Origin of the sequence: Streptomyces sp. NBC_00988, assembly GCF_045162645.1 — a bacterium.
Classification (GTDB): Bacteria; Actinomycetota; Actinomycetes; order Streptomycetales; family Streptomycetaceae; genus Streptomyces.
The window spans coordinates 567752-592827 of sequence record NZ_CP108730.1 but is presented as its reverse complement, the minus strand read 5'-3'; the positions used below and the strand labels follow the sequence as shown (position 1 = coordinate 592827).

Sequence of the window (25076 nt, the reverse complement as noted above, 5' to 3'; positions counted from 1 at the left end):
CCCTGAGTGGTCGCCGACGGGCAGGAGGTTGCCGTGATGCACAGGAAAGACACAGGCGTTTCCGTCGTTCTCCGCCGGAGGCCGGCTGACGGTCAGGAACGTTGTGCGCGTGTACGCGAGGTCCGGCCGGTTCGTCACTGCGTGCCTGGCCTACGGCTCCCCGGCCCGGAGCACGACGACGAGCTCACCGACAGCCTGGACGTCACCGCGGACCGCGTCCGCTGTGACCCTTTGTCTCAAGAGGCTCGGCACACCCGCCGGTAAGGGGCGTCCGGCACGTAGGTGTGCCACGTCTCGCGCCAGGTCCGGCGTGACCTGCCCAGCGTCCGACGGCACGGTGGGACCACCGCCGTCGTCACCCGCTCGAACCTCGCCGGACTCGCCGTCCAGGGCGTCACCCGGTCGGCGAACACCCTCCGTACCGAACAGCACCGACCAGTAGGCCGGAACGCCCTGAGGCGGTCGCTCAGTCCTCGTCCCCGAAGGGCAGCGCGTCGAGGTCCCCGGTGAAGTCCACCGCCGTCGGGAACATCAACTCCAAGGCGTCGTCCGGCAGTTCCTCCCGGGCGCCGGGTGCGCCCAGGGTCTGCTCGGTCCAGATGCACTTGCCCGTCGGCGTGTAGCGGGTGCCCCAGCGCTGGGAGAGGGCGGTGATCAGTTGCAGACCGCGCCCGCCTTCGTCCGTGTCCGTGGCGCGGCGGATCCGGGGCATCGTCAGGCTGCCGTCGAAGACCTCGCAGATCAGCTCGGCGCCGTGCAGGAGGCGCAGGCTGACCGGGCCCTTGGCGTGGCGTACGACGTTGCCGACCAGCTCGCTGGCCAGGAGTTCCGTGGTCGGGGTCAGGTCCTCCAGGCCCCAGGTGCGCAGCTGCTCACGGACGTGACGGCGGGCCTGGCCGGCCGCGCGTGGGTCCTGGGGGAGCGGCCAGGAGGCGATCTTGTCGTTGGTCAGGGCGTGGAGGCGGGCGATGAGGAGGGCGGCGTCGTCGGTCGTCGAGTGTTCGGCGGGGAGCAGGCCCGCGGTGAGGGTGTCGCAGAGGTCCTCCAGGTCTGCCTCCGCGCCGGACTCGGTCCGGTGCGCCGTGCTCAGGATGCGGGCCAGGTCCGCCATGCCCTCGTCCATCTCGCGCTTCGACGACTCGACCAGGCCGTCGGTGTAGAGCACGAGGAGGCTGCCCTCCGGCACCTTCAACTCGACCGTCTCGAACGGCGGTTCCGCCGCGCCGAGGGGCGGATCGGCCGCCAGCTCCGGGAAGTGCACGGTGCCGTCCGGGTGGACCACGGCCGGTGGCGGATGGCCGGCCCCGGCGATGGAACAGATCTGGGTCGTCGAGTCGTAGAGCGCGTACAGACACGTCACGTACGACTCCTCGCCCATCCCGGCGACGAGTTCGTTGAGGTGGCTCATGATCTCGTCGGGCGGCAGCTCAAGGTCGGCGAGGGTGTGCAGCGCGGTGCGCAGGCGGCCCATCGTGGCCGCCTCCGGGAGGCCGTGGCCCATGACGTCGCCCACCACGAGGGCCACCTGGCCGCCGGAGAGCGGGATGATGTCGTACCAGTCGCCGCCCACGTCCATGCCCTGGCCTGCGGGAAGGTAGCGGGCGGCCGCGGTGCACGCCGGCAGCTCGGGCAGGGCCCGGGGGAGCAGACTGCGCTGGAGTTCGCGGGACCGGGTGTGCTCGGCGTCGTAGAGCCGGGCTCGTTCCAGGGCCTGGGCGACGAGGGCGCTGATCGTGGTCAGCAGGGTGCGTTCCTCGTCGGTGAGGCGGCGGGCGCGGTCGAAGGCGACGACGCAGACGCCGAAGGTGTTGCCGGACGCGGTCAGCGGGAGGAAAGCCCACGCCTCTTTCCCCGCCCGTTCCGGTCTGGCGGCCAGCTCGGGGTAGTGGGCCGCGTACTCCTCGGTCGAGGAGAGGAACAGCGGCAGACCGGACGCGATCACGTCCCAGCCCGGCTCACCGGGCGTCCGGACGCGGCCGTCGACGGTGGCCAGGAAGTCGTCCGGGTAACCGTCCGCGCCCACGGTGTGCAGCCGGTCGCCCTCGACGGCCTGCACCAGGAGCCCGGCGGCGGCGAACGGCGGCAGCACCCGGCGGGCGACCGCGGCCACCACGTCCTGCGAGGTCGTCGCCTTGGCGAGAGCGGCCGTCAGCTCGCCCATCCGGACCGCGCGTCGGGCCACCGCCAGCTCGGACGCCCGGCGCTCCTCCTCGTGCTGCCGCTTCTCCGTCACGTCGGTGAGGTAGAGGGTGACCCCGTCGGGACCCGGGACCAGCCGCAGGTGGTGGCGGCGGCCGGTGCCCTCCAGCTGGGCGTCGAAGCCGACCGGCGTCTCCTCGGCCGCGGCCTTCCGGCAGCGGTCCTCCAGGCCGGGGACGTTCCGTACCGTGGGCAGCTCCCACAGCAGGCGCCCGAACAGCTCCTCCTCGGACAGACCCAGCGTGCGCTCCGCCTCCAGGTTGGCGAAGGTGATCCGCCACTCCTCGTCCACCGCGAGGAACCCGTCGCTCATGTGGCGCAGGGCCCGGCTCAGCGCGTCCCGGGCCGACCGCGACTCGTTGCTCTCCCAGCCCACGCCGATCATCCGGAGGGGTTCGCCCTGCTCGTCGTAGGTCGCCCGGCCGCGGGCCTGCGTCCAGCCGTACGTGCCGTCCAGGCGCCGTACCCGGTACTCGGCCTCGAACACGCCGTGCTCGCGGATCGCCCGGTCCACCGCGTCCAGCGTCGGCGCCAGGTCGTCGGGGTGGACGCACGCCATCCAGTTCTCGACCCTGGCGGTGTAGTCCTCGGGTCTGGTGCCGTAGAGCTCCAGGGCCGCCTCGTCCCAGAGCAGCTCGCCGCCCTGGATGTCCCAGTCCCACGAGCCGACGCTGACCTCCTTCAGAGCCTGCCGGAGCCGCTCGCGGTGGCCGCTCGGCTCGCTCTGGGAAGGCCTGGAGGGCGGTGGCGCCTGCCTCATCCGCTCCTCGGTCCAGGCGACCAGATCCCGGAGGAAGTCCCACTGCCGGGGGGTGGGCTCGCCCTGCTCGCCCATCAGGACCGTGAGTGCGCCGATGCTGCGGTCGCCGCCGGACACCGGTACGGCGGCCAGCCCGGTGCCGGGCCAGGCGAGCTCCTGGCCCGTGAGCGTGGCCGACACGGGCACCCACACACCACGGCCCTGGCGCACGGCCTTGGCCGGGGCCGTCGGGCCCTCCTGGTCGATGATCTCCCACGGGCGGGTGAGGGCGGGCGGCAGACCGGTCGACGACACCAGCCGCAGCGCGGACATCGGCCCGCGCAGATGAATCGCCCCACCGAGCGCGCCCAGCTCGCCCACCGCGTGCTGCAGTGCCAGCCGGAAGACCTCGCTCTCGGTGACGCCGGGGTCCACGGTGCCGAGCAGAGCCAGACGTGCGTTCATACCGTAAATTTTACCGTTCCCGCCTCACATAACGCGGTGCTGCGCAGGACTCCCACCTTTGACTCCCGCTCTCGCACACGGCTCTCAACAGGCAGCGGTCCAGACCGAGTTGCCCCGGTGGTCCACCCGTGTTCGCTCGGGTGACAATACTCGGCATCCGGGGGAACGGGGTGTCGTGAACGGGGTATGGAACCCCTTGATCATGTCCGGACGTTGTCACCCCGTCAGGCTCACCCCCGCCCACCCGTCACACAGGAGCGGCATGGACATCGGCGTATTCATCCCCATCGGCAACAACGGCTGGCTCATATCGAAGAGTTCACCCCAGTACCTGCCGAGCTTCGAGCTGAACAAAGCCATCGTGCAGAAGGCCGAGGAGCACGGGCTCGACTTCGCGCTGTCGATGATCAAACTCAAGGGATTCGGCGGCGAGACCGAGTTCTGGGACCACAACCTGGAGTCGTTCACGCTGATGGCGGGCCTGGCCGCCGTGACGGACCGCATCAAGCTGTACGCCTCCACCCCGATCCTCGTCCTGCCCCCGGCGATCGTCGCCCGCATGGCCACGACGATCGACTCCATCGCCCCCGGCCGCTTCGGCATCAACATCGTCACCGGCTGGGCACCCGGCGAGTACTCCCAGATGGACCTGTGGCCCGGCGACGAACACTTCGGCAACCGCTACGCCCGCGCCGCCGAGTACGTCACCGTGATGAAGGAGCTGTGGAGCGAGGGCGTCAGCAACTTCAAGGGCGAGTTCTACGAGATGGACGACTGCGTGCTGTCGCCGCGCCCGGCGGACGGGCACATCGACATCGTCGCGGCCGGGCAGAGCCCCACGGGCATCCGGTTCGCCGCCGAACACGCCGAGTACAACTTCATCCTGGGCAGCGGGGTCAACACCCCGCTCGGCCTGTCGGACACCACGGCCTCGCTCGTGGACGCGGCCGCGGGGACCGGCCGTGACGTCGGCGCGCTCTCCCTCTTCATGATCATCGCCGACGAGACCGACGAGGCCGCCCGGGCGACGTGGCAGGACTACCACGACAACGCCGACCATGCCGCGCTGGCGTACATGGCAGGCGAATCGGCCACGGACACCACCGCCGACGACACCTCCACCGCCCGCACCATCGTGCTGCCCGAGGGCGCGGTCAACTTCAACATGGGCACGCTGGTCGGGTCGTACGAGACCGTCGCGAAGATGCTCGACGAGGTCGCCGAGGTCGAGGGCACCAAGGGGATCATGCTCGTCTTCGACGACTTCCTCGTGGGCCTGGAGAACTTCGGCACCCGCATCCAGCCGCTGATGAAGTCACGGTCGCAGGCCGGGTGACCGTCGCTCCGGACGGTCCGGGCATGCGGTCGTGACCGTCGCCCGAGGTCCGTGGCGGGTGTTCGCGGCCACCGCCGTCGGGGTGGTGGCCGTGTTCCTCAACATGAGCGGTCTCGCCGTCGCGCTGCCCACCATCACCCGGGAGCTGAGGGCCGACCCGGGGCAGGCCGACTGGATCCTGCTCGGCTACATGCTGGTCACCACCGCCCTGATCCTCGTCTTCGGCCGGCTCGCCGACATCGTCGGCCGCCGCAGCCTGTATCTCGCCGGGCTCGTCGTCTTCACCGCCGGGACCGGGCTCGCGGCGCTCTCCCCGTCGGCGGGGTTCCTGATCGCGGCCCGGCTCGTGCAGGGTGTCGGCGCCGCAGCCGTGATCACCAACAACACCGCCTTGCTGACCGATGTGTTCCCCGCACGGACATTGGGCCGGGCCCTCGGCTGGAACGTCACCGTGGCCGCCACGGCCCAGGTCGCCGGGCCGGTCGTCGGCGGCGCGGCGACCCAACTCCTCGGCTGGCGTGGGCTGTTCGTCGTCTGCGTACCGATCGGGCTGGTCGCGATCGGTACGTCGGTCCTGGCCGTCCCGGCGACGGGAGAGCGGGTCGGCCGGGTCCGCGAACCGTTCGACCTGCCGGGCGCGCTGCTGTCCACGGCGATGCTGACCGCCCTGGTCCTCACCCTCACACCCGGCGTCACGTCCATCGTCGCCGACTGGCTGCCGTGGGCCTGCGGCGCCGCGACCCTCGTACTGTTCGCGGCCTTCGGCGTCGTCCAGACGCGGCGGTCGCACCCCCTGGTCGACGTGGCGCTGCTGCGCACCCGCGCGATCGCCCTCGTGCTCGCGGCCGTGCTCGCCAACGCGGTCGGCAGCTACGCCGTCGTCCTCCTCGCGTCCCTGCACGAGCAGGCGGTCGGAGGTGCCACGTCCCTGGAGGCGGGGGTGCTGGTGACACCGGTCGCGGCCGGCACGCTCATCACCTCGGCCGCCGCGGGTTCGTTGTTCGACCGCTTCACTCCGCGCACGCTGACCACGACCGGCATGGTGGTGACGGCGTGCGGGCTGCTGGGCTTCTCGCTGACACTCTCGACGACGGCCGTGCCGTTCCTGGCCGTGGCCCCGTTCCTCTTCCTCGTCGGGGCCGGCACCGGGCTGTTCATGACGCCGAGCACAAGTGCCCTGATGCTGTCCGTACCGGCCGACCGGCGCGGCATGGCCAACGGCCTGCGGTCGACCACACAGAACGTGGGCTACCTCCTCAGTACGGCCCTCGCGCTCGCGTTCACGACGACCGGGCTGAGCGAACCGGCCCGCCAGGCCGCGTACGACGGGACACTGAACACCCTGAACGCGCTCGCGTCGGGCGAGTTGAACCGGTTCGTCGCCAACATCCGCGCCACGGGGTTCGCCCTCACGGGCATCGTCGTGGTCGGGGGAGTGATCTGCCTGGCGTTTCCTACGTCGCTGCGGGCACCCCGTACCGCAGACGCCGCTACCGTCAACACCCCGCCGGAGTCCGCCACTTCACGAAGGACAACGCCATGACCGGTTCTGCTTCCGCACAGGAGGACTATGAACGCGCCGGGTTCGACGGACAACTCACCCCCGGCACGTCCCCGGCCCTGATCCTGGTGGACCCCGCCCGCGCCTACGTCGACCCGGACTGCCCGCTCTACGCCGGTGTCGAACCGGCGGTCGACGCGATGAGGCTCCTCCTGGCCGACGCACGCCGGGCCGGTATCCCGGTGATCGTCACGCGGGTGCTGCTGCGGGCGGACGGCAGCGACGGCGGCCTCTTCCTACGCAAGGTGCCGGTCCTGGGGGTGTTCGCAGAGGGCAACCCCTTCGGCGAGTTCATCGACGGCCTGGCCCCGGCACCGCACGAGCTGACCGTGACGAAGCAGTGCCCGAGCGCCTTCTTCGGCACCGAACTGGCCGCCCACCTCACGGACAGCGGCATCGACACCCTGCTCATCGGCGGACTGTCGACCAGCGGCTGCGTTCGAGCCACCGCCATGGACGCCATGCAGTACGGATTCGTACCGATCGTGGTCGAGGACGCCGTGGGCGACCGGGACCCGGACATCCACGCGGCGAACCTCTTCGACATCAAGCACAAGATCGGCGAGGTGTGGCCGCTCGGGCGGGCTCAGGAGTACCTTGCGTCTCTTGGCTGACCGGTCGTGCGCGTTGTGTGCACCACCGCGCTCGGGTCACGGACGCACCTCGGGGAGGAGAGGTTCGCGGTCGGCTGCGGGCTGGGTCGGCGGGTGCGGGTCGGCCGTGTATCCGGCGGGAAGGACGGCGTCGGGGATCAGCGGCGACGGTTCGACGCGCAGCAGTCGGGCGATCCCGGCGGGCAGCCACCAGTTGTACTTGCCGAACAGCGAGACCATCGCCGGCACCAGCAGTGCCCGTACGACGGTGGCGTCCAGCAGGATGCCGGCGCCGAGCGCGGTGGCGAGGACCTTGATGTCGGTGCCCGGGGCGGACGCCAGCGCGGCGAAGGCGAAGAACAGGAACAGCGCGGCCGACGTGACCAGCCGCCCGGTGCGGCCCAGGCCGTGCTCCACGGCATACGCGGTGGAACCGGTGCGGTCGTACTCCTCGCGCATCCGGGCCAGGATGAACACCTCGTAGTCCATGGACAGTCCGAACAGAAACGCGAAGATCAGGACCGGCAGCCAGAACGTCAGCGCACCGGTCGCCGCGATCCCGAACACCGCGTTCGAGCCGTGTCCGTCCTGCCAGAACCAGGTGATCATCCCGAACACCGCGGCCACGCTGACCAGATTCAGCAGCACCGCCTTGAGCGGCAGCAGCAGAGAGCGGAACGTGCGGACCAGCAGCACGAAGGTGACCAGCGCGATCAGACCCAGGACGTGCAGGAAGTCGTCGAAGACCGCCCGCTGGTAGTCGAGGACGATGGCACCCCGGCCGGTCACGCCGACGTATCCAGGCAGGTCCTTCGTCGCGTCCCGGACCGAACTCACCACCGCCACGCTGGTGTTGTCCACCGTCTCCTGGGTGGGTACGACGACGACCTCCGTGACGCCGTCCCGCCCGGACGGGGCCACGACCGCCATCCGGATGCCCGGTACCCGCCGCTCCGTAGCGGCCACGATGTCCGCCTCCGCACCCGACCGGACCAGCAACGGCATCGGAGTCAGCACCCCGCTGCCCACCCCGCCGGCGCCGAGCGCGGCCAGCGTGTCGTGGGCGACGCCGCTGCGGGCCACGGAGTCGGAGCCGGCCTGGCCGATCTGCAGGCCGAAGACCGGGACGATGGCCAGCGCGTGGCCGCAGCGGCGGCGGCCCAGCGGTGGCGGACGACACCGCGCGCCCAGGCCGACCAGGCCCGGGACACGTGTGCCTCCTTGTGGATCCTCGGCCGGTCGACCCGCGGACCGACCAGGCTCAACAGGGCCGGAAGCAGGGTGAGGACGACCAGAGTGCTGATCACCGGGATCACCATGCCGCCGAATCCCATGCTGCGGATGAGCGGCACGTCGACCACGACGAGCGCGACCAGGCTGATCGCGACGGTGATCCCGGAGGCGAGCACCGCGTGGCCGGCGGTCGTCACCGCGGTGATCACGGCTTCGTCGTTGGACTGGCCGCGGGCCCGCTCCTCGCGCCAGCGGGAGACCACCAGCAGCGAGTAGTCGATCGCCACGCCCAGTCCGACCAGCGCGATCAGGAACTGCACGACGAACGAGACGTCGGTGAACGTGGTCAGACCGAGGACGACCAGGAAGGTCGCCAGGATCGAGACCCCCGCGATCAGCAGCGGCATCAGGGCGAGGAACGACGCGAACACGAAGGCGAGGACGAGCAGCGCACCCAGCGCGCCGATCAGCGTCTCGCCCAGCACACTGAGCCCGCCGTCGTCCCCGGCGTCACTGCCGGCCGAGAGCTGGTTGTAGCCGGTGATCTCGGCGGTGAGGCCCTGCTGTCGTGCGGCCGCCTTGACCGTACGGTCCACCGTCGCTGCCAACGGGTCGGCGAAACCGGCCGGTTGAGGGCCGTAGGCCAGCAGGAAGGTGCTGTGGCCGCCCTCGGTGAGGAAGCCCGGGTCGCCGGTGGTGCCGTAGTCGAGGACGCGGACGCCGGGGATCGTCCGGAGGCGGTTCGCCACGGCGGTGACGTCCGCGCGGTCGATGGAGCGTCCGGCGGGTGCGGTGAGCACCGGCAGGTAGCCCAGGTCGGCGGACACGCCGTAGGAGCGGGCGAGTTGGGCCTGGGTCTCGGAGCCCTCCTGGCCGGGCAGGGAGAAGTCCGACGAGAGCCGGGACGGCAGATGGCCGGCCGCGGTGCCGCCGGCCAACAGGACGACCAGCCAGAACGCGATCACCCACCAGCGGTGGCGCAGGACGAAGTGCGCGCATGTGGACACGAGTTGCTCCTCTTGTTTCCTGTCGGCGGATCGCTCGGTGGGGGGTTCAGCGGGTGGTCTGGAAAGTGGCCATCATCGCCATGTCCTCGTGTTCGAGGTTGTGGCAGTGCAGGAGGTAGCGGCCGGCGTGGTCGTCGAAGCGGATCGCGACGTCGGCGTACTGCTTGGGCCGGAGATCGATGGTGTCCTTCCATCCGTGGTCGCCGGGACCGAGCGGTCCGCCGTTGCGGGTGAGCACCTGGAAGGGCGAGAGGTGGATGTGCACGGGGTGGTAGGCGTCGGTTGCCAGGCGCCAGATCTCCACCTCACCGAGGCGGGGGGACGCGTCGATGCGGCGCGGGTCGAACGCGCGGCCGTTGACGACCCAACCCGCCGCGTCCGTGCCCATATTGGTGACCTTGCCCTTGCGGAACATCCATGGCCGGGTCGTCGCGGACGTCGTCGACAGGGCCTCGACGGTGGAGAGTTGCGTCGGGATCCGGCTGTCGTCGGTCGCCTTGCGCGCAACCACGAACCGCATGACCCGTGAAGTGCCGCCGCTGCCCGCCCTGTTGGTGAGCGTCACCCGGGTGCCGACGGGGTAGCGCGAGAAGTCGACGATCACGTCGAACCGTTCGGCCGGTGCGATCGGGAGGGTGGTGTGCCGGAGCGGTGCCGCCAACAGCCCCTGGTCCGAACCTATTTGAGTGAAGGATGCGCCGCCCGGGGGTACCGGGTCGAGGGCGAGTTCGTAGCGGCGGGCATTGGAGGCGTTGAGGAGGCGGAAGCGGTAGCGGACCGCGTCGACCTCCAACTCCGGCCAGGGCGCCCCGTTCACGAGGATGACGTCACCGGCCGCGCCCGCCATGTGGTCGGCGTCGACGCCGGGCATGCTCTTCAGGTCCGGATCCATGGCGGGGTAGAGGAACGCGCCGTCCGCGTCGAAGGCGCGGTCCGCGATCATCAACGGGATGTCACGGTCGCCGCGCGGCAGCGGCAGGGCTGCCTCCTCGTCGTCGCTCAGCAGCACGAACCCGGCCAGCCCGCGCCAGACTTGGGGACCGGTGAAGCCCATCCGGTGGTCGTGGTACCAGAGCGTCGCGGCCCGCTGGTCCAGCGGATAGGTGTAGTCGCGGGTACCGGTACTGGCCGTACCGCCGACGGCCTGCGCCGCGAAGGCCGCACCGCCGGTGGCGGGCAGCACGAGATCGGTCGGGAAACCGTCGCTCTCCGGCGGGGTGTGCCCGCCGTGCAGGTGGACGACGGTCGGTACGGCGAGCTGGTTGCGGTAGCGCAGCACGGTCCTGCGGCCGCGGCGCGCCGCGATCGTCGGCCCCGGGAAGATCCCGTCGTAGCCCATGATCGTCGTGCGCGGACCGGGCAGGATCTCCACGTTCGCCTCTCGCGCGGTGATGTCGTAGAAGTCCGTGTCCGCGGTGCTCCGCGACGGCCGTTTCACCGGGGGGACCGGCAGCGGCGCGGTGAACGGTTTTGGTAACGCGGCGGCGGAGGTGAGCGTACGGCCGCCGAATTCGGCGCCCGTCGCGTCGGCGGCGGCCGCGTCCGATCCCGGCGACTTGCACCCTGCTGTCGTTCCCAGTGCCACGGCGCCGGTGAGCGCGGCCATGGTGCGGAGAAAGCGTCGGCGCTCGGGTCCAGGTGGTTCGGTCATGGCGCAGACGATGGGTGACACGGTCCGTCGTCCACGTCGTCCGGACGCGGTGGATCCGCCGTACCGCGGACGCGGTATGCGGGCACCGGGGCCTGTACCGTGTCTGGACGACGTGGCCGTGGCCGGCCCTCCGATACCGTGCGGCCCATGGCTGACTACCGGTTGTCCCGCATCCGGGGCCGCGTCACGTCCCACCCGCAGGCCGTGGATGTCGCCTTCGGCCTCCTGGTCGTCACCGTGATCCTGCTCGCGGTCCGCGCCGGGCGCCTGCTGCGCGCGGAGGATCTGATGGCGGGTGCGCTGGCGTTCGCGCTGATCGCCGCCCGGCGCAGGTGGCCGCTGCCGGTCTTCGGGGCGGTCACCGCGGCGAGCGCGGCGTTCAATCTGCACGCCGCGCTCGTCGGCCCGTTGCTCGCCGCGAACGTGATCTGCACGTACACGGTCGCCGCCCGGACCGACCGGAGGACCGCCGCGGTGACGGGCGCCGTCACCATCGTGACCGTGTACGTCGCGGTCGTCATCGGCGCCGGCCGGACCTGGACCGATCCGCAGAACGCCGCGATCGTGGTGTGGGGCGTCCTGGCCGTCGTCGTCGGCGACGCCACCCGCATCCGCCTGGCCAACCTGGACGCCGTCGAGGTACGGGCCCGGCAGGCCGAGCACAGCCGCGACGAGGAGGCCCGCCGCCGGGTCGTGGAGGAGCGGCTGCGCATCGCCCGTGACCTGCACGACGTCGTCGCCCACCACATCGCCGTCATCAACGTGCAGGTCGGCGTCGCCGCCCATCTGCTGCGCGAGCAGCCCGACGCCGCCGAGGAGGCGCTGGCCCACGTCCGGCAGGCCGCGCGCACCGTACTCGCCGAACTCTCCACCGTGCTGGACGTGTTGCGCTCCGAGGAGCACGACGCCGAGAACGCGGCCTCCACGACCGAGCCCCCGCCGGGGCTGAGCCGGCTCGCGGCGATGCTGGACTCGCTGGCCGCGGTGGGGCTGCGGGTGGAGCACCGGCAGGAGGGCGAGGCCCGCCCCCTGCCCTCCGCGGTCGACCTCGCCGCGTACCGCATCGTCCAGGAATCCCTGACCAACGCCCACAAGCACGGCAGCGAACCGGCGGCCCGGCTGCGGCTCGACTACACCCCGGCCGGCCTCGGCATCACGGTCGAGAACGCCGCCGGCCGCCCGGTCCCGGACGCCGACGGCTGCGGCCACGGCCTCATCGGCCTGCGCGAGCGGGTCAGTTCGGTCGGCGGGCGCGTACGCACCGGGCGCGACGACGGCCGGTTCACCGTCGACGCCTTCCTTCCCGCGGCACTCGACCGACAGGACACCCCTACGTGACGATCAGAGTGCTGCTCGCCGACGACCAGACACTCATCCGGGCCGGCTTCCGGGTCCTCGTCGACGGCGCCCCCGACCTGGAGGTGGTCGGCGAGGCGACGACCGGCCGCGAGGCGGTCGAACTCGCCGGCAGTACCCGCGCCGACGTGATCCTCATGGACATCCGGATGCCGGACCTCGACGGCATCGAGGCGACCCGGCTGATCACCGCCGACGAAGACCTCGCCGGGGTACGGGTGTTGATCCTCACCACCTTCGAACTCGACGAGAACGTCCTGCGCGCGCTGCACGCCGGCGCCAGCGGATTCCTCAGCAAGAGCGTCGAACCGGCCGACCTCCAGGAAGCCGTGCGCGTAGTCGCCCGCGGGGAGGCCCTGCTGTCGCCCAAGGCCACCCGCGGCCTCATCGCCCGCTTCCTCTCCCAGCCGAACCCGGGCCCGCTGCCCAGCCCGGTCCAGCTCGACGCACTCACCGAGCGGGAGCGCGAGATCATGGCCCTGGTCGCCGCCGGGCTCTCCAACGACGAGATAGGGGAGCGGTTGTACGTCTCTCCGCTGACCGCCAAGACCCACATCAACCGGGCGATGATGAAGCTGGGCGCCCGCGACCGCGCCCAACTCGTCGTCCTCGCCTACCGGAGCGGCCTGGTCAGCCCTGGCGACCTTCCTGTGCTGTGACGGTGGGGGAGACCCGAGGGGGCCTTGTGCGGTGCACCGTTTCGTGGCCGGTGTTCCGGCGCTTCGGCAGCGCCTTCGCGATCGGAGTGGCCCTGGCCGCGACCTCCGGATGCACGGTGCCCGTCGATGCCGTCGCCGGTATCTCCGTGACCGGCGACGGCCATCTGCTCGGCATCATGATGGTCTGCGGCCATCGGATCGACGGCGCGACCCTCTACGTGGACAGCGCCGACGTCGACAGCGAGGTGACGGTCGGTAAATGGACCGCCGACCGCTCCCTCACGGCCGGTCTCGCCACCTGGACCCTCGACTCCCCTTCCGTCGGCTGGACCGCGACCAGACCATTCGAACCGCTCACCGCCAAGACCACCTATGTCCTCTACGGCTGGACCGAGGACAGCTCCTGGTCATCGAGCAGCGTCTCCTTCACTCTGACCGACCGGGACCAGCTCACGCCGGGAACGGTCCGCTACGACGACGTCTCGGACAGCGGCGACGAATCCGCTGTCACCGTCCCCGTAGCGGAGTTCGAAGCCAAGGCCTGCGAGAACAACTGACGTCACGACACCTCGCACCGGCCGGCCACCCACAAGGGCACGCTCTGCGGCGGGAGTTGTGGACCTCGGGCTTTCACGAACGGTGCCGTTCCCCACTGTCGAAAGTACCGGTGGCGGGCCCGATGCGCGGGCGGGGCAACCCCCCCCCGAAGGCCGGTCCGCTCAGCGGAACCGCGGGTGACAGGGCCGCCAGGGGGCGATGACGCTGGGGCGCTCCTGGTGCCGACTGGTGGGAGACGTCGTGGAGATGAGCTTGGAGCCGGTGGAGGAAGTCGTCGGCATCGATGGTCGGTTCCAGTGGGAGTTCCCTCCGCCGGGCGGTACCGGCCCCGACCCCGGTCCGGGTTCCGCCTCCGCGCCCCTGTCCGTCTGGTACTTCGCCCTGCCGCTCACCTCAGCCCACCGCGGCGGCCACTCCGGCGGCGGTGCCCTCGTGGACGGCGTCGACGGCCAGGAGCGGTACCGGAACGAGGGGACGGTCTACCCCCACTCCGGCCTGGTCGAGATGATCACCTACCAGGAGCGGTACCTCCCCGAACTCTCCTGGAAATACCTCGACTTGAGTCATGTCCCGTGGGACGACGTACGCGCCGCCATCGCCGCGGACCCCCCGGACGTGGCGGCGTTCACCGTCTACACCGCCACCGCACTGTGGGCTTTCATCGTCGCCGCGGAGATCAAGCGCGTGAACCCCGAAGCGGTCGTCGTGTTCGGCAACGACCACGCGGGAATCCTCCATCGCGAAATACTCACCGGCCACTACGGCCACCGGCTCGTCGATTTCGTCAGCACCGGCAACAACGGACCCTTCACCATGCTCGGCCTCCTGTACGCGTTACGAGGGCAACTCGACCTGAAACGCGTCCCTTCCCTCGCCTACCGCCAACACCTCGGGGTCGTGAACCAGCCCGCTCCCACCTACCCACTCGACCGCCGCATGCTCCCCGACTACGCACTCATCGAAGACCAACTGGAGCGGTACTACGACAAGGCGTTCGACGTCTGGTACGCCCATCACTACGACCTGAAACGCATGGTCACCCTCCCCCTGGACGCGGGCTGCACCTGGGGAACGCGCCCGGGACGCCGGTGCAAACACTGCTCGATCCAGGGGCTCACTCCGAAATTCGCCCGGATGGACACGATCGTTCCCGCACTCGAAAAGGCGGTCGGCGGCCTCGGCGCCAATGTCTACGCCGCCGGCGACTCCACCCTCGGGTTCTCCCGCGCACAGTGGTCCGGCGACATCGGCTACCTCGACGAACTCGCCGAACGCTGCGCCGCCTCACCGGTGCTCCGGGACCACCGGTTCCTCCTCGCCTACGGCCTGGTCTTCGAGTTCCTCCAGTCGGCCAAGCTGTGCCAGGGCTTCGTCCGTACGTGGAACGTCGGCCTGGAAGCCTTCGACCCCAAACTCCTCAAGGGCGACTCCAAGGGCATCAACAAAGGACCCGACCGGGTCTATGAGGCACTCGAACTGGCCCAGGAACTGGACTACAAGATCTACGCCTCGGGAATCCTCGGCCTGCCCGGTACCACCCGGAAGCAACTCCACGAAGAGGTCGACTCCTGGCTCTCCCTCGCGGAGACCTATCGCGACACCATCACCACCGTGTCGGTCGCGGCCCCCGGTGTGATCCCGGGCTCACGCATGTACTGGGAGAGCTTCCGCTCCCACCCCGAAGTACGCGCCGCACACGGCGAGATCATTCCGGCCCGGCGCCTCACCGAGCTGTACGTCCACGAGAACACCGAGGTCGAACTCGCGGACGTAGAAGCCGCGATCGCCGACGTCGGCCGGGGCGTGATCGCCCTCGGCCGGGAGCGCGGACACATGAAGTTCGGCGGCTACATGCTCGGCGGAGTCGACGACGACGAGGCGGCCGAGCGACGACTGCTCGACGAGATCTGCGCCCAGCTCTGACACGAGCGACGGGCTCAAGAGGGCGACGACACCGGTGAAGGCAGGGAACATGACCGCGAACACGACCGTGAATACGGTTCGGACGACGTCCGTATCCGAAGCGTGGACCCCGCGTGTGATCGTCGTCGGCGCCGGTGGCGCGGGCCTGGCCGCCGCCATCGAGGCCGCCGCCGAGGGCGCACACGTCGTCCTCGTCACGAAGGCCCTCTACGAGCACGCCCGGCACCGCTGGGCCTCGGCCGGCGGCTGCACCTGGAAGACCCACGCCTTCAACGCGGCCGTCGCGCCGGACGACAGCGTCGCGGCCCACATCGAGGACACCCTGGCGGGCGGCGCGTACGCCGGCGACGAGGACATCGTACGGACGCTGTGCGAGGGCGCGTTGGGCCTGGTGGAATGGCTGGAAGGCCTCGGGCTGCGATTCGAGAAGAGCGGTGACGGCCGATTCGCCACCCGCCCGTTCGGCGGAAACGGCGCGCCCCGTGCCGTCCACCTGGAAGACCGGCTCGGCTTCCACATTCAACGTGTGCTCGGCGAACGACTGGCACGACTCGTCCAGGAAGGCCACGTCGAGGTCCATTCCGGACTGCGGGCCACGGATGTCCTGTTCGACGCCGACGGAACCGCACGAGGACTCCAGGTGCTGTCCGTCGAGAGCCTGGAAATCCTGGAGATCGCCGCGGACTCCGTGATCCTCGCGGACGGCGGCGGCACCTCGATGTACGCACCGTCCGCCGCCTCCACGGACAAGACCTGCGACGGTCTCGCCCTCGGCCTGCGGGCCGGTGCCGAGGCCATCGACATGGAGTACGTCCAGTTCCACCCCACAGGGCTCGCGTCGGACGTACCGACGTACGACGGAATGCCGGTCGAGGAAGCCGTGCGGTTCGACGGTGCGACCCTGCTCAACCGTGACGGCGAGCGGTTCATGCTGAGGTACGACCCGCTGGGCGAACAGGCCACCCGGGACAAGGTGTCGCGCGGTGCGTACCGCGAGATCATGGAGGGGCGCGGTTTCCCGGACGGCACGGTCCAGCTCGATCTCGGTGCCTGCGCGCATCTGATACCGGAGCGCTATCCGGCCCTGTACGAACGTCTCTGTCTGATCAGGCCGGGATTCGGTTCGGCGGACGCGTCGGTACTCGCCGTGCGCCCCACCGCTCATTTCCTGATGGGCGGACTCCGGATCGACAGCACGGCCCGCACCACGATTCCCGGCCTGTACGCCGCCGGCGAGACCGCGGGCGGCGCCCACGGCGCCAACCGCCTCGGCGGGAACGGCCTGTCGGAGGCCCTCGTCTTCGGCCGCATCGCGGGTCGGCACGCGGCGGCCCTCGGCGCCGGTACGGGGCTGAAGGAAGAGCGCATCCGGGTCACCGGGCCCTACCGCATGGACGTCTCCCCGGACGGCGCCTGCCCCGAGGCCCTGCTCCAACTCCTGCGGCGGGAGATGTACTTGAAGGCCGGCCCGATCCGTACGGCCCGCGACCTCCTGGCCATGACCGAGACGATCGCGGCGCTGGACGAGCGCCGGGAGAAGCTGGACATCACCTCCGGACCTCGGGCCGCGGGCCAGGTACAGACGTGTCTGGACCTGGAGAACCTCCTTCTGGCCTCCCGGCTGATCGTCGAGTCCGCGCTGCTCCGCGAGGAGTCGCGCGGGGCGCACCACCGCGAGGACTTTCCCTCGACGGCCGCTCACATCACCGGCAACGCGGTGGTGCAGGACTCCGGGAAACTCGTCTGGAAGCCCGTTCGCCGGGGTGGAACCCGGCCTTCCGACGCCCGCGCGGAGCACCGACGGTGAACCTGAACAACGGGATCAGCGTGGCCGCGATATCCCTCGGCGTCGTGGTCACTCCCGGGCCGAACATGATGTACATGGTCTCGCGGAGCATCGCCCAGGGCCGCCGCGCCGGGGTGGTGTCGCTGGGCGGGGTCGCGGTCGGCGCCCTGGTCTTCGTGGTGGTGACGAACCTCGGCCTGATGGCCGTGCTGAGAACCGTCCCCGCGCTGTACACGTCCTTCAAGATCGCGGGCGCAGCCTATCTGGGCTGGCTTGCCTGGCAGGCCTTCAGATCCGACGGCGCGTCCGTCTTCGCCCCGCGCGAGGTGGCGGACACCTCCACCCGCCGCCTCTTCACCATGGGGCTGGTCACGAACCTCCTCAACCCCAAGATCGCCCTGCTGTACCTCTCACTGATCCCGCAGTTCGTGGACACCCGGGCGGGCCACGTCCTCCTCCAGGGCTTCGCCTTCGGAGGCATCCAGGTCGCCGTGAGCGTGTGCGCGAACCTGGTCATCGTCATGGCCGCGGGCACCCTGTCGGAGTTCCTCGCCGCGCGGCCCGCCTGGCTGCGGATACAGCGGTACGTCACGGGATCCGCCCTCGGCGCTCTCGCCCTGCTGCTGGCGACGGACCAGTCGCACGCATGACGAACCGTCAACACCTTCCGCACGGCACGGGCGTGCAGAAAGGCGCAGGGGCGGCCGCACCCCGCACGCACACCTCCGAACCACCCCCGCACGCCCTCCTGTTGGCGACCGGCCACTGATGTGCTCGTCGTTCGTCCAACAAGGGGGAGAAGAACATGCGTCATCGTCTTGTGCAACGGCTCGCCGTGCTGTGCGCGTCGGCCACTCTGCTCATCGGGTCGACCCTGGCCGCCGGTACGGCAGCTCACGCCTCGCCGTCATCGCTCGGCGGATGCAGGAATCCGTACGTCTGCGTGTACGAGCCCCACCAGGTCAGGGTGGGCGCCTACAAAGACGTCACGCCTTACTGGCAGACCTTCCGTCGCTCCGACGTCACCTACGTCTACAACGCCCGGCACTATGGCGCCGCGTACTTCCTCTACCTCTGATCTTGGGCTGTGCTCCGCCGTTTACGGCGGGGGTGGAGGCCATCTCAGAACTGCTCTGACTCGCATCGTTCGCACGGGTCCGCGGTGTTGTCCTCAGCCCACGGGGCGCTGCTGGTTCTCGATGTACTGCTTGACGACGGTCAGCGGTGCCCCGCCGCAGGATCCGGCGAAGTAGGAGCCGGACCAGAAGTGCCCGCCCCACAGGTACCGGCGTACGTGGCTGTTGTATTCCTGGCGGAGCCTGCGGGAGGAGACGCCCTTGAGGGAGTTGACCAGCTTGGAGAGCTGGACCTTGGGTGGGTAGTGCACGAGGAGGTGTACATGGTCCTGCTCGCCGTTGAACTGCTTGAGGTCGGCCTCGAAGTCCATGCAGACCTCGCGCATGATCTCCTCGGTGCGCGTCAGCATGGCACCGGTGAATGCCTTGCGCCGGTACTTGGTGACAAAAACCAAGTCGACATGCAGGTTGTAGACGACGTGACGTCCTGTGCGCACATCGGGATGAGGGTTCCACGGTGGTGACATAAGCCAACTTCAGTAGAGTGATCGTCATGAGCGAACTTGTGTGGGAGAAGCGGCAGTTCGGGCATCGTGCCCGGCTGGCGCTGACGCCTGCACAGGCGCGGCTCATGGATGGGCAGGCCCATGCCGCACGGGCGATGTGGAATCAGCTCCACGACCTGTGGCAGATGACGCCGAAGTGTCAGCGCTCTCTGACGCGCATGGATCAGACGTTGCGGCAGGCCCGCAAAGAGATCGACTGGTACGCGGAGCTGCCTGCGCAGGCCGCGCAGGCAGTGCTGAAAACGTACTTCCAGGCGTGGCGGAACTGCTGGGCCGGGCGGGCGGACGAGCCGAGCTTCAAGGCCCGTTTCCGCACCGTCATGTCCGTGGACATCCCGCAGGGCCGGGACTTGCAGATCAAGCGGGTGCACCGACGGTGGGGCATGGTCAACGTTCCCAGGGTAGGGCGTGTCGGCTTCCGGTGGACCAAGGATCTCCCGGTCGGCAAGCTCGCCGGCAAGGAGAACCGGATCACCGGGGCACGGCTGGTCAAGGACGGGCTCGGATGGCATATCGCCTTCCGCGTCCAGACTCTGGAGCCGAGGCCTGGGCCGCACACCGGGCCGGAGGCCGGCATCGACGCCGGGGTCAGTCTTCCTCTTGCCCTGTCCGACGGCAATCACCAGGACCACGGCCGGCCGCCCCGACTCCCGGACGGCACCGCCGACCGGGACAAGTGGTTGAATCCGGATGAGAAGGCCAAGCTGCTCCGCCTGGAGCGGCAAGCCGCGCACCGCAAGTCCTTCCGCAAGCCGAAGGAGCGCGGCTCGAACCGGCTGCACCGCACCTACGACCAGATCAAGCAGCTCCGCGCAAGAGCCACGCGACGAGCGACTGACTGGCAGCACAAGACCACCACCGCCATCGCCAAGGAGTACGGCACGGTCGTGGTGGAGCAGTTGCAGATCACGAGCATGGTCAAGTCCGCCAGGGGGACCATCGAGAACCCGGGGAAGAACGTCGCGCAGAAGTCCGGCCTGAACCGTTCCATCAGCCAGGAGGCGTGGGGCCGGACCGTGACCATGCTGACGTACAAGACCGCCCGCCACGGCGGAACCCTGGTCAAGGTCCTCGCCCCGAACACCTCCCTGCGCTGTTCCGCGTGCGGTTTCATCACGCCCGGCAGCCGGGAAGACCAGGCCACGTTCGTATGCAAGAGCCCCGACTGCGGCTGGTCCGGCAACGCCGACTGGAACGCGGCCCGGAACATCTTGCACCTGTACCGGATCGGCCTCGTGGCGATCCCGGCTGCCGGGAGGGCAGTCGTCAGACGCACCCGTGGCGTCAAGCCCGCCACCGCAAGGTAGGCAGGAATCTCCTTCCTGAGCTTGCGAAGGGAGGAGAGCACTTCAAAGCAGCGGCTACACCAGCTGCGCCGAACCGGGACGCCAGGCCTCCCTGTACCACCGGGGCTACGGCAACGTGACCGGCATCCGCATCGACACCGGCTCGCGCTGCTACGCCTGACGCGTATTCAGGGGCCGCAATTCCCGAGGCCGTTTCAGCCCTGCCATCATGTTCTGCGGAAGGGGGTCCGCATGGCACAGGACAAACGGCCTTGGGAGCGATCGCGACAGCCGAAAGAGGCCGCTGATCTGCCCCAGACCGAGGACGTCATCGGTGTGTTCCGCTACAAGGGCGCGGACGTCCTCAACATGAGTGACGCGCAGGTCCGCGCCTTCTGCCTGGAGCGAGCCAGGTTCTTCCTCTACGAGGCGCAGGTCAAGGCAGCGGACACCCTTGGCGGGTCCGAACTCAACCTCGCAGCCCAGTATGCGGCGATCGCCGAGGCCTTCAGGTCCTCCTCCGTGCCGCCCGGGGGCCAGGCAGACGGGTCCCTTGAGAACTCCCCCTGACCACTGTCACAGGACAACGGTCAGGAGGGCAGCGGGCCCTGCATCACCAGGGCGAGGCCCTCTTCCGCGTCGTCGTTCAGGGCGTTGGTGAAGGCCTTGTCGTAGGCGTCGTCGCCGACCGACTTGCGGGCTTGCAACTCCCACTGGTCGCGGACCTCGGACAGTTCGGGGGTGCCGTGGTTCGGGTGGCCGAGCATGCGCCAGAACGTGTTCCCGGTACCGGAGGTGCGCGCGGCGGCGATGCCGTTGCCCTGGACCGCGTTCGCCCCGGTGAGGAGGTCGAGCGCGAGGGCGATGCCGAGGTTGTCGTTGAGGTTGTGCTTGCTGGTGAGCATGGCCCGGGCATGGAGTTCGGCGTCGTGCGCGCGGCCTTGGAGGAGGTCTATGAAGGCGAGTTGGTGGAACGCGTACGACCGGGCCCAGTGCTCGCCGTAGCGGACGCTGAGCCGGCGCAGGGCGATGGCCGCCTCGTAGGCCTCGGCCAGTCGGCCCAGTGCGGAGTGGGCGAAGGTCCGGATCACCATGCAGCACAGCTGCGGCGCGCCCGACGGCGGTGACGTGCCGTGGCTGATCAGCGCCTGGTCGCACACGTCGTACGCGGCTTCGGGACGGCCGGCCATGAGGTGGGTGAGGCCGAGGGTGTGGGCGGCGAAGAGCTCGGACTGCGGGGTGCCGTCCTCGCACGCCGCCTCGGTGCACTCCTCCCCGATGCGCAGGGCGGTCGGGTGGTCGCCCTGGAGGGTGAGCGTGATCCCCAGGGCCCAGAGCGCGCGGGTGCGGGACGGGCCCTTGGGGGTGTCGAGGGCCAGGACGCGTTCGAGATAGTCGCGGGATTCGTGGAGGTGCCCGCAACAGGGCCAGAACAGGCCCGTGCGGCCGGCCATTTCGACGGCGGCGTCGGGATCCGCCTCGATGAGGTGGTCGAGCGCGGCGCGTACGTCGGCGTGGGTCGCCGAGATCCGCGCGTACCAGGCGACCTGCTGGTCACTGAGCCAGCCGGCCTCGGCCTCGGCCAACATGGCGGCGAAGTGCGCGGCATGGAGCCGGGCGAGGGCGTCCTCCTCACCGAGTTCCGCGAGCCACATGGCGCCGTACTCGCGGAGTGTGTCCAGCATCCGGTAACGCTCGCCCACCTGTTGGAGCACCGACTGGTCGACCAGGCGTTCCATCAGCCACGGGATGTCGTCGGCGTTGAGCGGGCCACCCGCGCAGACGGACTGCGCGTTGGTCAGGTCCAGGGGACCGCGGAAGACGGACAGCCTGGCCCACAGCAACCGCTCCAGCGGCGAGCACAGTTCATGGCTCCAGCCGATCGCCGTACGAAGCGCTCGGTGCCGCCTGGGCCACACCGTCTCGTCCACGAGCGTGTCGAGCCGTGAGCCGAGACGCTCGGCGATCTCCGTGAGGCTGCTCTCCCGCAGGCGCGCGCAGGCGAGTTCGACCGCGAGCGGGATTCCCTCCAGGCGGTGGCAGATGGCGGAGACGGCTTCGGCCGAGCCGGGGGAGTCCAGGGACAGCGCGGGCGAGGCCGTGGCACAGCGCTCGCGGAACAGCCGTACGGCGTCGCCGTTTCCGCCGTCATCACCGTCGTCCATGGAGAGCGGAGCCACCTCGATGCGGTGCTCGATCCGGACCCCGATGGCCTGTCTGCTGGTGGCGAGGATGGTCAACTGCGGTGCTGCGGCGAGGAGTTCGCTCATCAGAAGCAGACAGGAGGCCAACACGCGTTCGCAGCAGTCGAAGACGAGCAGGATCTGCCGACCGGTCAGCCACTCGCACAGCGCCTCGACCGGGGCGCGCGGATTGTGGTCCAGGAGATCGACCGCGTCGCAGACCGTCGCGGTGAACAACCGGTCGTCGTAGAGGTTGGACAGGTCGATCCACCAGACCCCGTCGGCGTACTGCCCCCGGACCTGCTCCGCGACGCGCAGCGCCAGTCGGCTCTTCCCGACACCGCCACCACCGGTGAGCGTGACGCATCGCCGCTGCGCCAACGCCGTTTTGACTGTGTCGAGTTCGCTGTCGCGGCCGACAAAGCTGGTCGTCATCACTGGGAGGTTGCCTAACACGGTCCCATCCTGCACGGCCCGGACGAGGGGCTAAACCCTCTCATTGAAAACGGTCACAAGTGATCGGAGTTGGCAACTATTCGATCGGACGGGTGCCGTGGCCGACGGAGTGAAGTGCTGTGGCGGGTGTATCGATTCGGCGGGGTCTCGGCGACCTTGGGCAACGGGCGGTTGCGCGTGGCGGAACGGCTCGGCAGTCGCTGAGAGGTACGGATGCGGGCACGGATTTTCGGAGCGTGATTCCTCCATCTTCCGCTGACCGGCGGGCAGTTCCGGTACGAGGACGAAGAGGCTGGTCCAGTTCTTACGACGTGGGGAGCGATTGAGGCCGGACACGGCTCCGGTCCCGCTTGCGGCAGGTAATACGAAATCGTATAGTCCGAAATCGTGAAGTCCGAATCCGTTCCATCTGAGTGGTCGGCCCTGCTTGCTCTGCAGCGGGCCACCCACGCCACCCTGCAAGTGCTCGCCGCAGAGCTCGTCGACCTGGACCTGACCGCTTCCGAGATCAACGCACTGGCCAACCTGGCCGACGGCCGAGGCCGGACTGTGTCCGAACTCGGCGCGGCCGTGGGCACCCGCCCCACCACGCTGACCAGCGTCCTGGACCGCCTGGAACGACGCGGCCACATCACCCGTGGCGCCAGCCCGGGAGACCGCCGCGCGGTGCTCATCCAACTCACCTCCTCCGGACAACTGACCGCCACCACGATCCGACAGGCCATCACCGGCCTGGAGCATCGCGCGCTCGACGGCCTGCCGACGGACGCGATTGCAGGCCTGCGCGCTGCCCTGCAAGCCATGACGAAGGTGCCCTCATGACCGCTCATCCCCCGCACGCTGCCAACGCGCCCGACTTCGAAGCTTTGATGGCCGAAGTGACGGCGACCACCGAGCGGTTCGGCCACCGGGAACATGTTCATCTGACGTGGCTGGCCGTGCGGCGGGTCGGTGTGCGCGCGGCGGTCGGCCTGGTCAGCGACGGCATCCAGCGCACCGCCCGCTATGCGGGGGCGCCCCAGAAGTACCACGCGACCGTCAGCCGGGCCTGGGTGGAGTTGGTCGGTCACCACGCGGCCGAACACGGCGAAGACGACTTCACCGCGTTCGCCGACCACCACTCCGCCCTGCTCGACAAGCGACTCCTGACAGCCCGTTTCTACCGTCCGTCGACGCTGGCCTCCTTGCAGGCGAAGACAGGCTGGATCGAGCCCGACCTCGCTCCCTTCCCGTGGCAGGACGCCGGCCGGGGGCAGCCCCGGGAGGAAGAGGAACGGTGACCGTAACCGGGCAACGGCCGCACGGGTTCAGCCGGTTGAGAGGACTGGCTGGGCCCGTGCGGCCTGTTCCCATCCTGTCCTGACGGGCCTCTCCCGCGCACATCTCGGCGAGTTGATCGAAGAACTCGCCGCCAAGTGGCAGGCCGGCCGGGAGTCGGCGCTGCGCGAACGACGCGGCGGGGCCCGGCGCCGGGCCGCTGGTGCGGGTCCCAAGCAGCGCATGGTGTTCACCGACCGGCTGCTGGTCACCCTGGTTCACCTCCGGCTGGGGCTGCCGCACGCGGCGCTGGCGGAGCTGTACTCGGTGGACCGCTCCACTGTCTCCGGGGCGATCCGCCAGGTCCGCCCGCTGCTGGCGGCCCGCGGCTTCGCCGTCCCGGACCGTCCCGGAGTTCGGTTGCGCTCGCTGGAGGACCTGTTCGCCTACGCTGACGCTGAGGGTGTCAAGCTGCGGATCGACGGCACCGAGGTGCAGGTCCGCCGCCCCCGCGCGGGGCGCCCCGGCCGCAAGGCGTTCGTCTCTGGCAAGAAGAAGCAGAACACCATCAAGACCACCACCTTCAGCGACGGCCAGGGTCGCACCCTGTTCAGCGGAGTCGTGCGGCCGGGCCGGATGCACGACCAGACCGCAGTACGCACCGAGGGCATCGCCGAGCAGTTCCATCAGCACCCTACGGTGGAGGCTGAGGTCGACGAGGGCTACCGGGGACTGGCCAACGAGTTCCCCGGCCAGGTCAGCGCGCCGCCGAAGAAGCCGATGGACGACGCGCCGCTCGGCGAGCACAATGCCTGGCGCTAACGGCGCCGCTGCCAGTCCTCCGCGCGGATCTGCGTGGAGCACACCAACGCCGAGTACAAGCAGTGGCGGCCGCTGCAGCGGTTCACAGGCCGCTGCGAGGCCTACGCCGAGACCCACCTCGCGATTGCGGGACTGGTCTCCGACCGCTCCGCCCGGAGGGCAAGTCGTCACAAGCCGAGCACTGAACTGGTGCTCGCCCGGCGCACCTCCTGCTGATCACCCACCAGCCGGACCGCCAGGCCGACACGCCCCGACCTCAATCGCTCCCCACGTCGTTACGGACGAGGCCCTGCTCCTACGAAGCTTCGTGCCGGGTGGGTGGGGAGGCTCAATTCGGCCTGCCCTACGCCCGTCACCGCCTCGG

The 25076-nt window shown here is 69.9% G+C and carries 21 protein-coding genes and 1 pseudogene; 16 read left to right on the top strand and 6 right to left on the bottom strand.

Going from position 1 to position 25076, the window contains the following annotated elements; all coding sequences use genetic code 11:
- Positions 1 to 466 precede the first annotated feature (466 nt).
- Positions 467 to 3403 (bottom strand): SpoIIE family protein phosphatase, encoded by a 2937-nt coding sequence (locus OG496_RS02730; RefSeq protein ID WP_405969389.1) that lies wholly within the window; start codon positions 3401 to 3403, stop codon positions 467 to 469.
- 262 nt (positions 3404 to 3665) lie between these two features.
- Here OG496_RS02730 and rutA point away from each other — a divergent pair, with 262 nt between their 5' ends.
- Genes rutA through OG496_RS02715 form a run of 3 tightly spaced genes read left to right on the top strand, consistent with a single transcriptional unit; the run spans position 3666 to position 6914 of the window.
- Positions 3666 to 4739 (top strand): pyrimidine utilization protein A, encoded by a 1074-nt coding sequence (gene rutA, locus OG496_RS02725; protein WP_405969388.1) that lies wholly within the window; start codon positions 3666 to 3668, stop codon positions 4737 to 4739.
- Between the two features lie 31 nt (positions 4740 to 4770).
- On the top strand, positions 4771 to 6282 hold the full coding sequence (locus OG496_RS02720) for an MFS transporter (RefSeq protein WP_405969387.1): 1512 nt from the start codon (positions 4771 to 4773) through the stop codon (positions 6280 to 6282).
- Positions 6279 to 6914, top strand: coding sequence for an isochorismatase family protein (locus OG496_RS02715; protein ID WP_405969386.1), 636 nt, complete (start codon positions 6279 to 6281; stop codon positions 6912 to 6914). Before OG496_RS02720 ends, OG496_RS02715 begins: the two co-directional genes overlap by 4 nt.
- A gap of 36 nt (positions 6915 to 6950) precedes the next feature.
- On the opposite strand, the gene OG496_RS02710 is transcribed toward OG496_RS02715, so the two are convergent.
- Genes OG496_RS02710 through OG496_RS02700 form a run of 3 tightly spaced genes read right to left on the bottom strand, consistent with a single transcriptional unit; the run spans position 6951 to position 10784 of the window.
- Positions 6951 to 7976, bottom strand: coding sequence for an MMPL family transporter (locus OG496_RS02710; RefSeq protein WP_405969385.1), 1026 nt, complete (start codon positions 7974 to 7976; stop codon positions 6951 to 6953).
- Positions 7904 to 9133: an MMPL family transporter gene (locus tag OG496_RS02705; protein ID WP_405969384.1), complete on the bottom strand. Its 1230-nt coding sequence runs from the start codon at positions 9131 to 9133 to the stop codon at positions 7904 to 7906. Before OG496_RS02705 ends, OG496_RS02710 begins: the two co-directional genes overlap by 73 nt.
- Before the next feature lie 46 nt (positions 9134 to 9179).
- The gene (locus OG496_RS02700) at positions 9180 to 10784 is read right to left on the bottom strand and encodes a multicopper oxidase family protein (RefSeq protein ID WP_405969383.1); all 1605 of its coding nucleotides are present in this window, start codon (positions 10782 to 10784) and stop codon (positions 9180 to 9182) included.
- A 147-nt stretch (positions 10785 to 10931) separates the two neighbouring features.
- Here OG496_RS02700 and OG496_RS02695 point away from each other — a divergent pair, with 147 nt between their 5' ends.
- From OG496_RS02695 to OG496_RS02660, 8 genes are all read left to right on the top strand, one after another.
- Positions 10932 to 12122 (top strand): sensor histidine kinase, encoded by a 1191-nt coding sequence (locus OG496_RS02695; protein ID WP_405969382.1) that lies wholly within the window; start codon positions 10932 to 10934, stop codon positions 12120 to 12122.
- Entirely contained in the window at positions 12119 to 12799 is a 681-nt protein-coding gene (locus OG496_RS02690; RefSeq protein ID WP_405969381.1) for a response regulator, read from the top strand. Before OG496_RS02695 ends, OG496_RS02690 begins: the two co-directional genes overlap by 4 nt.
- A gap of 26 nt (positions 12800 to 12825) precedes the next feature.
- Positions 12826 to 13356 (top strand): hypothetical protein, encoded by a 531-nt coding sequence (locus tag OG496_RS02685; protein ID WP_405969380.1) that lies wholly within the window; start codon positions 12826 to 12828, stop codon positions 13354 to 13356.
- 247 nt (positions 13357 to 13603) lie between these two features.
- Positions 13604 to 15280, top strand: a complete 1677-nt coding sequence (locus tag OG496_RS02680; protein ID WP_405969379.1) for a B12-binding domain-containing radical SAM protein — start codon at positions 13604 to 13606, stop codon at positions 15278 to 15280.
- Positions 15281 to 15329: 49 nt separating this feature from the next.
- Positions 15330 to 17087, top strand: a complete 1758-nt coding sequence (locus OG496_RS02675) for an FAD-binding protein (protein WP_405969378.1) — start codon at positions 15330 to 15332, stop codon at positions 17085 to 17087.
- Complete coding sequence (locus tag OG496_RS02670; protein WP_405969377.1) at positions 17084 to 17716, top strand: LysE family translocator; 633 nt, start codon at positions 17084 to 17086, stop codon at positions 17714 to 17716. Before OG496_RS02675 ends, OG496_RS02670 begins: the two co-directional genes overlap by 4 nt.
- Positions 17713 to 17835 (top strand): hypothetical protein, encoded by a 123-nt coding sequence (locus tag OG496_RS02665; RefSeq protein WP_327406864.1) that lies wholly within the window; start codon positions 17713 to 17715, stop codon positions 17833 to 17835. The genes OG496_RS02670 and OG496_RS02665 overlap by 4 nt, the downstream gene beginning before the upstream one ends.
- Positions 17836 to 17871: 36 nt before the next feature.
- A complete protein-coding gene (locus tag OG496_RS02660) occupies positions 17872 to 18144 on the top strand; it encodes a hypothetical protein (protein WP_405969376.1) in 273 nt (90 codons plus the stop codon).
- Positions 18145 to 18237: 93 nt separating this feature from the next.
- Here OG496_RS02660 and tnpA read toward each other — a convergent pair whose 3' ends face one another.
- Entirely contained in the window at positions 18238 to 18669 is a 432-nt protein-coding gene (tnpA, locus tag OG496_RS02655; RefSeq protein ID WP_405969375.1) for an IS200/IS605 family transposase, read from the bottom strand.
- A 26-nt stretch (positions 18670 to 18695) separates the two neighbouring features.
- On the opposite strand from tnpA, the gene OG496_RS02650 reads away from it, so the two are divergent.
- Complete coding sequence (locus OG496_RS02650; protein WP_405969374.1) at positions 18696 to 20015, top strand: RNA-guided endonuclease InsQ/TnpB family protein; 1320 nt, start codon at positions 18696 to 18698, stop codon at positions 20013 to 20015.
- A gap of 231 nt (positions 20016 to 20246) precedes the next feature.
- Complete coding sequence (locus OG496_RS02645) at positions 20247 to 20564, top strand: hypothetical protein (protein ID WP_405969373.1); 318 nt, start codon at positions 20247 to 20249, stop codon at positions 20562 to 20564.
- A gap of 20 nt (positions 20565 to 20584) precedes the next feature.
- On the opposite strand, the gene OG496_RS02640 is transcribed toward OG496_RS02645, so the two are convergent.
- On the bottom strand, positions 20585 to 22612 hold the full coding sequence (locus OG496_RS02640; RefSeq protein WP_405969372.1) for an ATP-binding protein: 2028 nt from the start codon (positions 22610 to 22612) through the stop codon (positions 20585 to 20587).
- Between the two features lie 408 nt (positions 22613 to 23020).
- Here OG496_RS02640 and OG496_RS02635 point away from each other — a divergent pair, with 408 nt between their 5' ends.
- From OG496_RS02635 to OG496_RS02625, 3 genes and pseudogenes are all read left to right on the top strand, one after another.
- Positions 23021 to 23455, top strand: coding sequence for a MarR family winged helix-turn-helix transcriptional regulator (locus tag OG496_RS02635; RefSeq protein ID WP_405969371.1), 435 nt, complete (start codon positions 23021 to 23023; stop codon positions 23453 to 23455).
- Positions 23452 to 23913, top strand: a complete 462-nt coding sequence (locus tag OG496_RS02630) for a hypothetical protein (protein ID WP_405969370.1) — start codon at positions 23452 to 23454, stop codon at positions 23911 to 23913. The genes OG496_RS02635 and OG496_RS02630 overlap by 4 nt, the downstream gene beginning before the upstream one ends.
- A gap of 79 nt (positions 23914 to 23992) precedes the next feature.
- A pseudogene (locus tag OG496_RS02625) lies at positions 23993 to 24928 on the top strand (transposase family protein).
- Positions 24929 to 25076 lie beyond the last annotated feature (148 nt).

Bases quoted from the DNA above. Each gene is read 5' to 3' on its own strand.
- OG496_RS02730 (WP_405969389.1), bottom strand. From the start codon at position 3,403: ATGAACGCACGTCTGGCTCTGCTCGGCACCGTGGACCCCGGCGTCACC.
- rutA (WP_405969388.1), top strand. From the start codon at position 3,666: ATGGACATCGGCGTATTCATCCCCATCGGCAACAACGGCTGGCTCATA.
- OG496_RS02715 (WP_405969386.1), top strand. From the start codon at position 6,279: ATGACCGGTTCTGCTTCCGCACAGGAGGACTATGAACGCGCCGGGTTC.
- OG496_RS02700 (WP_405969383.1), bottom strand. From the start codon at position 10,784: ATGACCGAACCACCTGGACCCGAGCGCCGACGCTTTCTCCGCACCATG.
- OG496_RS02695 (WP_405969382.1), top strand. From the start codon at position 10,932: ATGGCTGACTACCGGTTGTCCCGCATCCGGGGCCGCGTCACGTCCCAC.
- OG496_RS02680 (WP_405969379.1), top strand. From the start codon at position 13,604: ATGAGCTTGGAGCCGGTGGAGGAAGTCGTCGGCATCGATGGTCGGTTC.
- OG496_RS02675 (WP_405969378.1), top strand. From the start codon at position 15,330: ATGACCGCGAACACGACCGTGAATACGGTTCGGACGACGTCCGTATCC.
- OG496_RS02665 (WP_327406864.1), top strand. From the start codon at position 17,713: ATGACGAACCGTCAACACCTTCCGCACGGCACGGGCGTGCAGAAAGGC.
- OG496_RS02660 (WP_405969376.1), top strand. From the start codon at position 17,872: ATGCGTCATCGTCTTGTGCAACGGCTCGCCGTGCTGTGCGCGTCGGCC.
- tnpA (WP_405969375.1), bottom strand. From the start codon at position 18,669: ATGTCACCACCGTGGAACCCTCATCCCGATGTGCGCACAGGACGTCAC.
- OG496_RS02650 (WP_405969374.1), top strand. From the start codon at position 18,696: ATGAGCGAACTTGTGTGGGAGAAGCGGCAGTTCGGGCATCGTGCCCGG.
- OG496_RS02645 (WP_405969373.1), top strand. From the start codon at position 20,247: ATGGCACAGGACAAACGGCCTTGGGAGCGATCGCGACAGCCGAAAGAG.
- OG496_RS02640 (WP_405969372.1), bottom strand. From the start codon at position 22,612: ATGACGACCAGCTTTGTCGGCCGCGACAGCGAACTCGACACAGTCAAA.
- OG496_RS02630 (WP_405969370.1), top strand. From the start codon at position 23,452: ATGACCGCTCATCCCCCGCACGCTGCCAACGCGCCCGACTTCGAAGCT.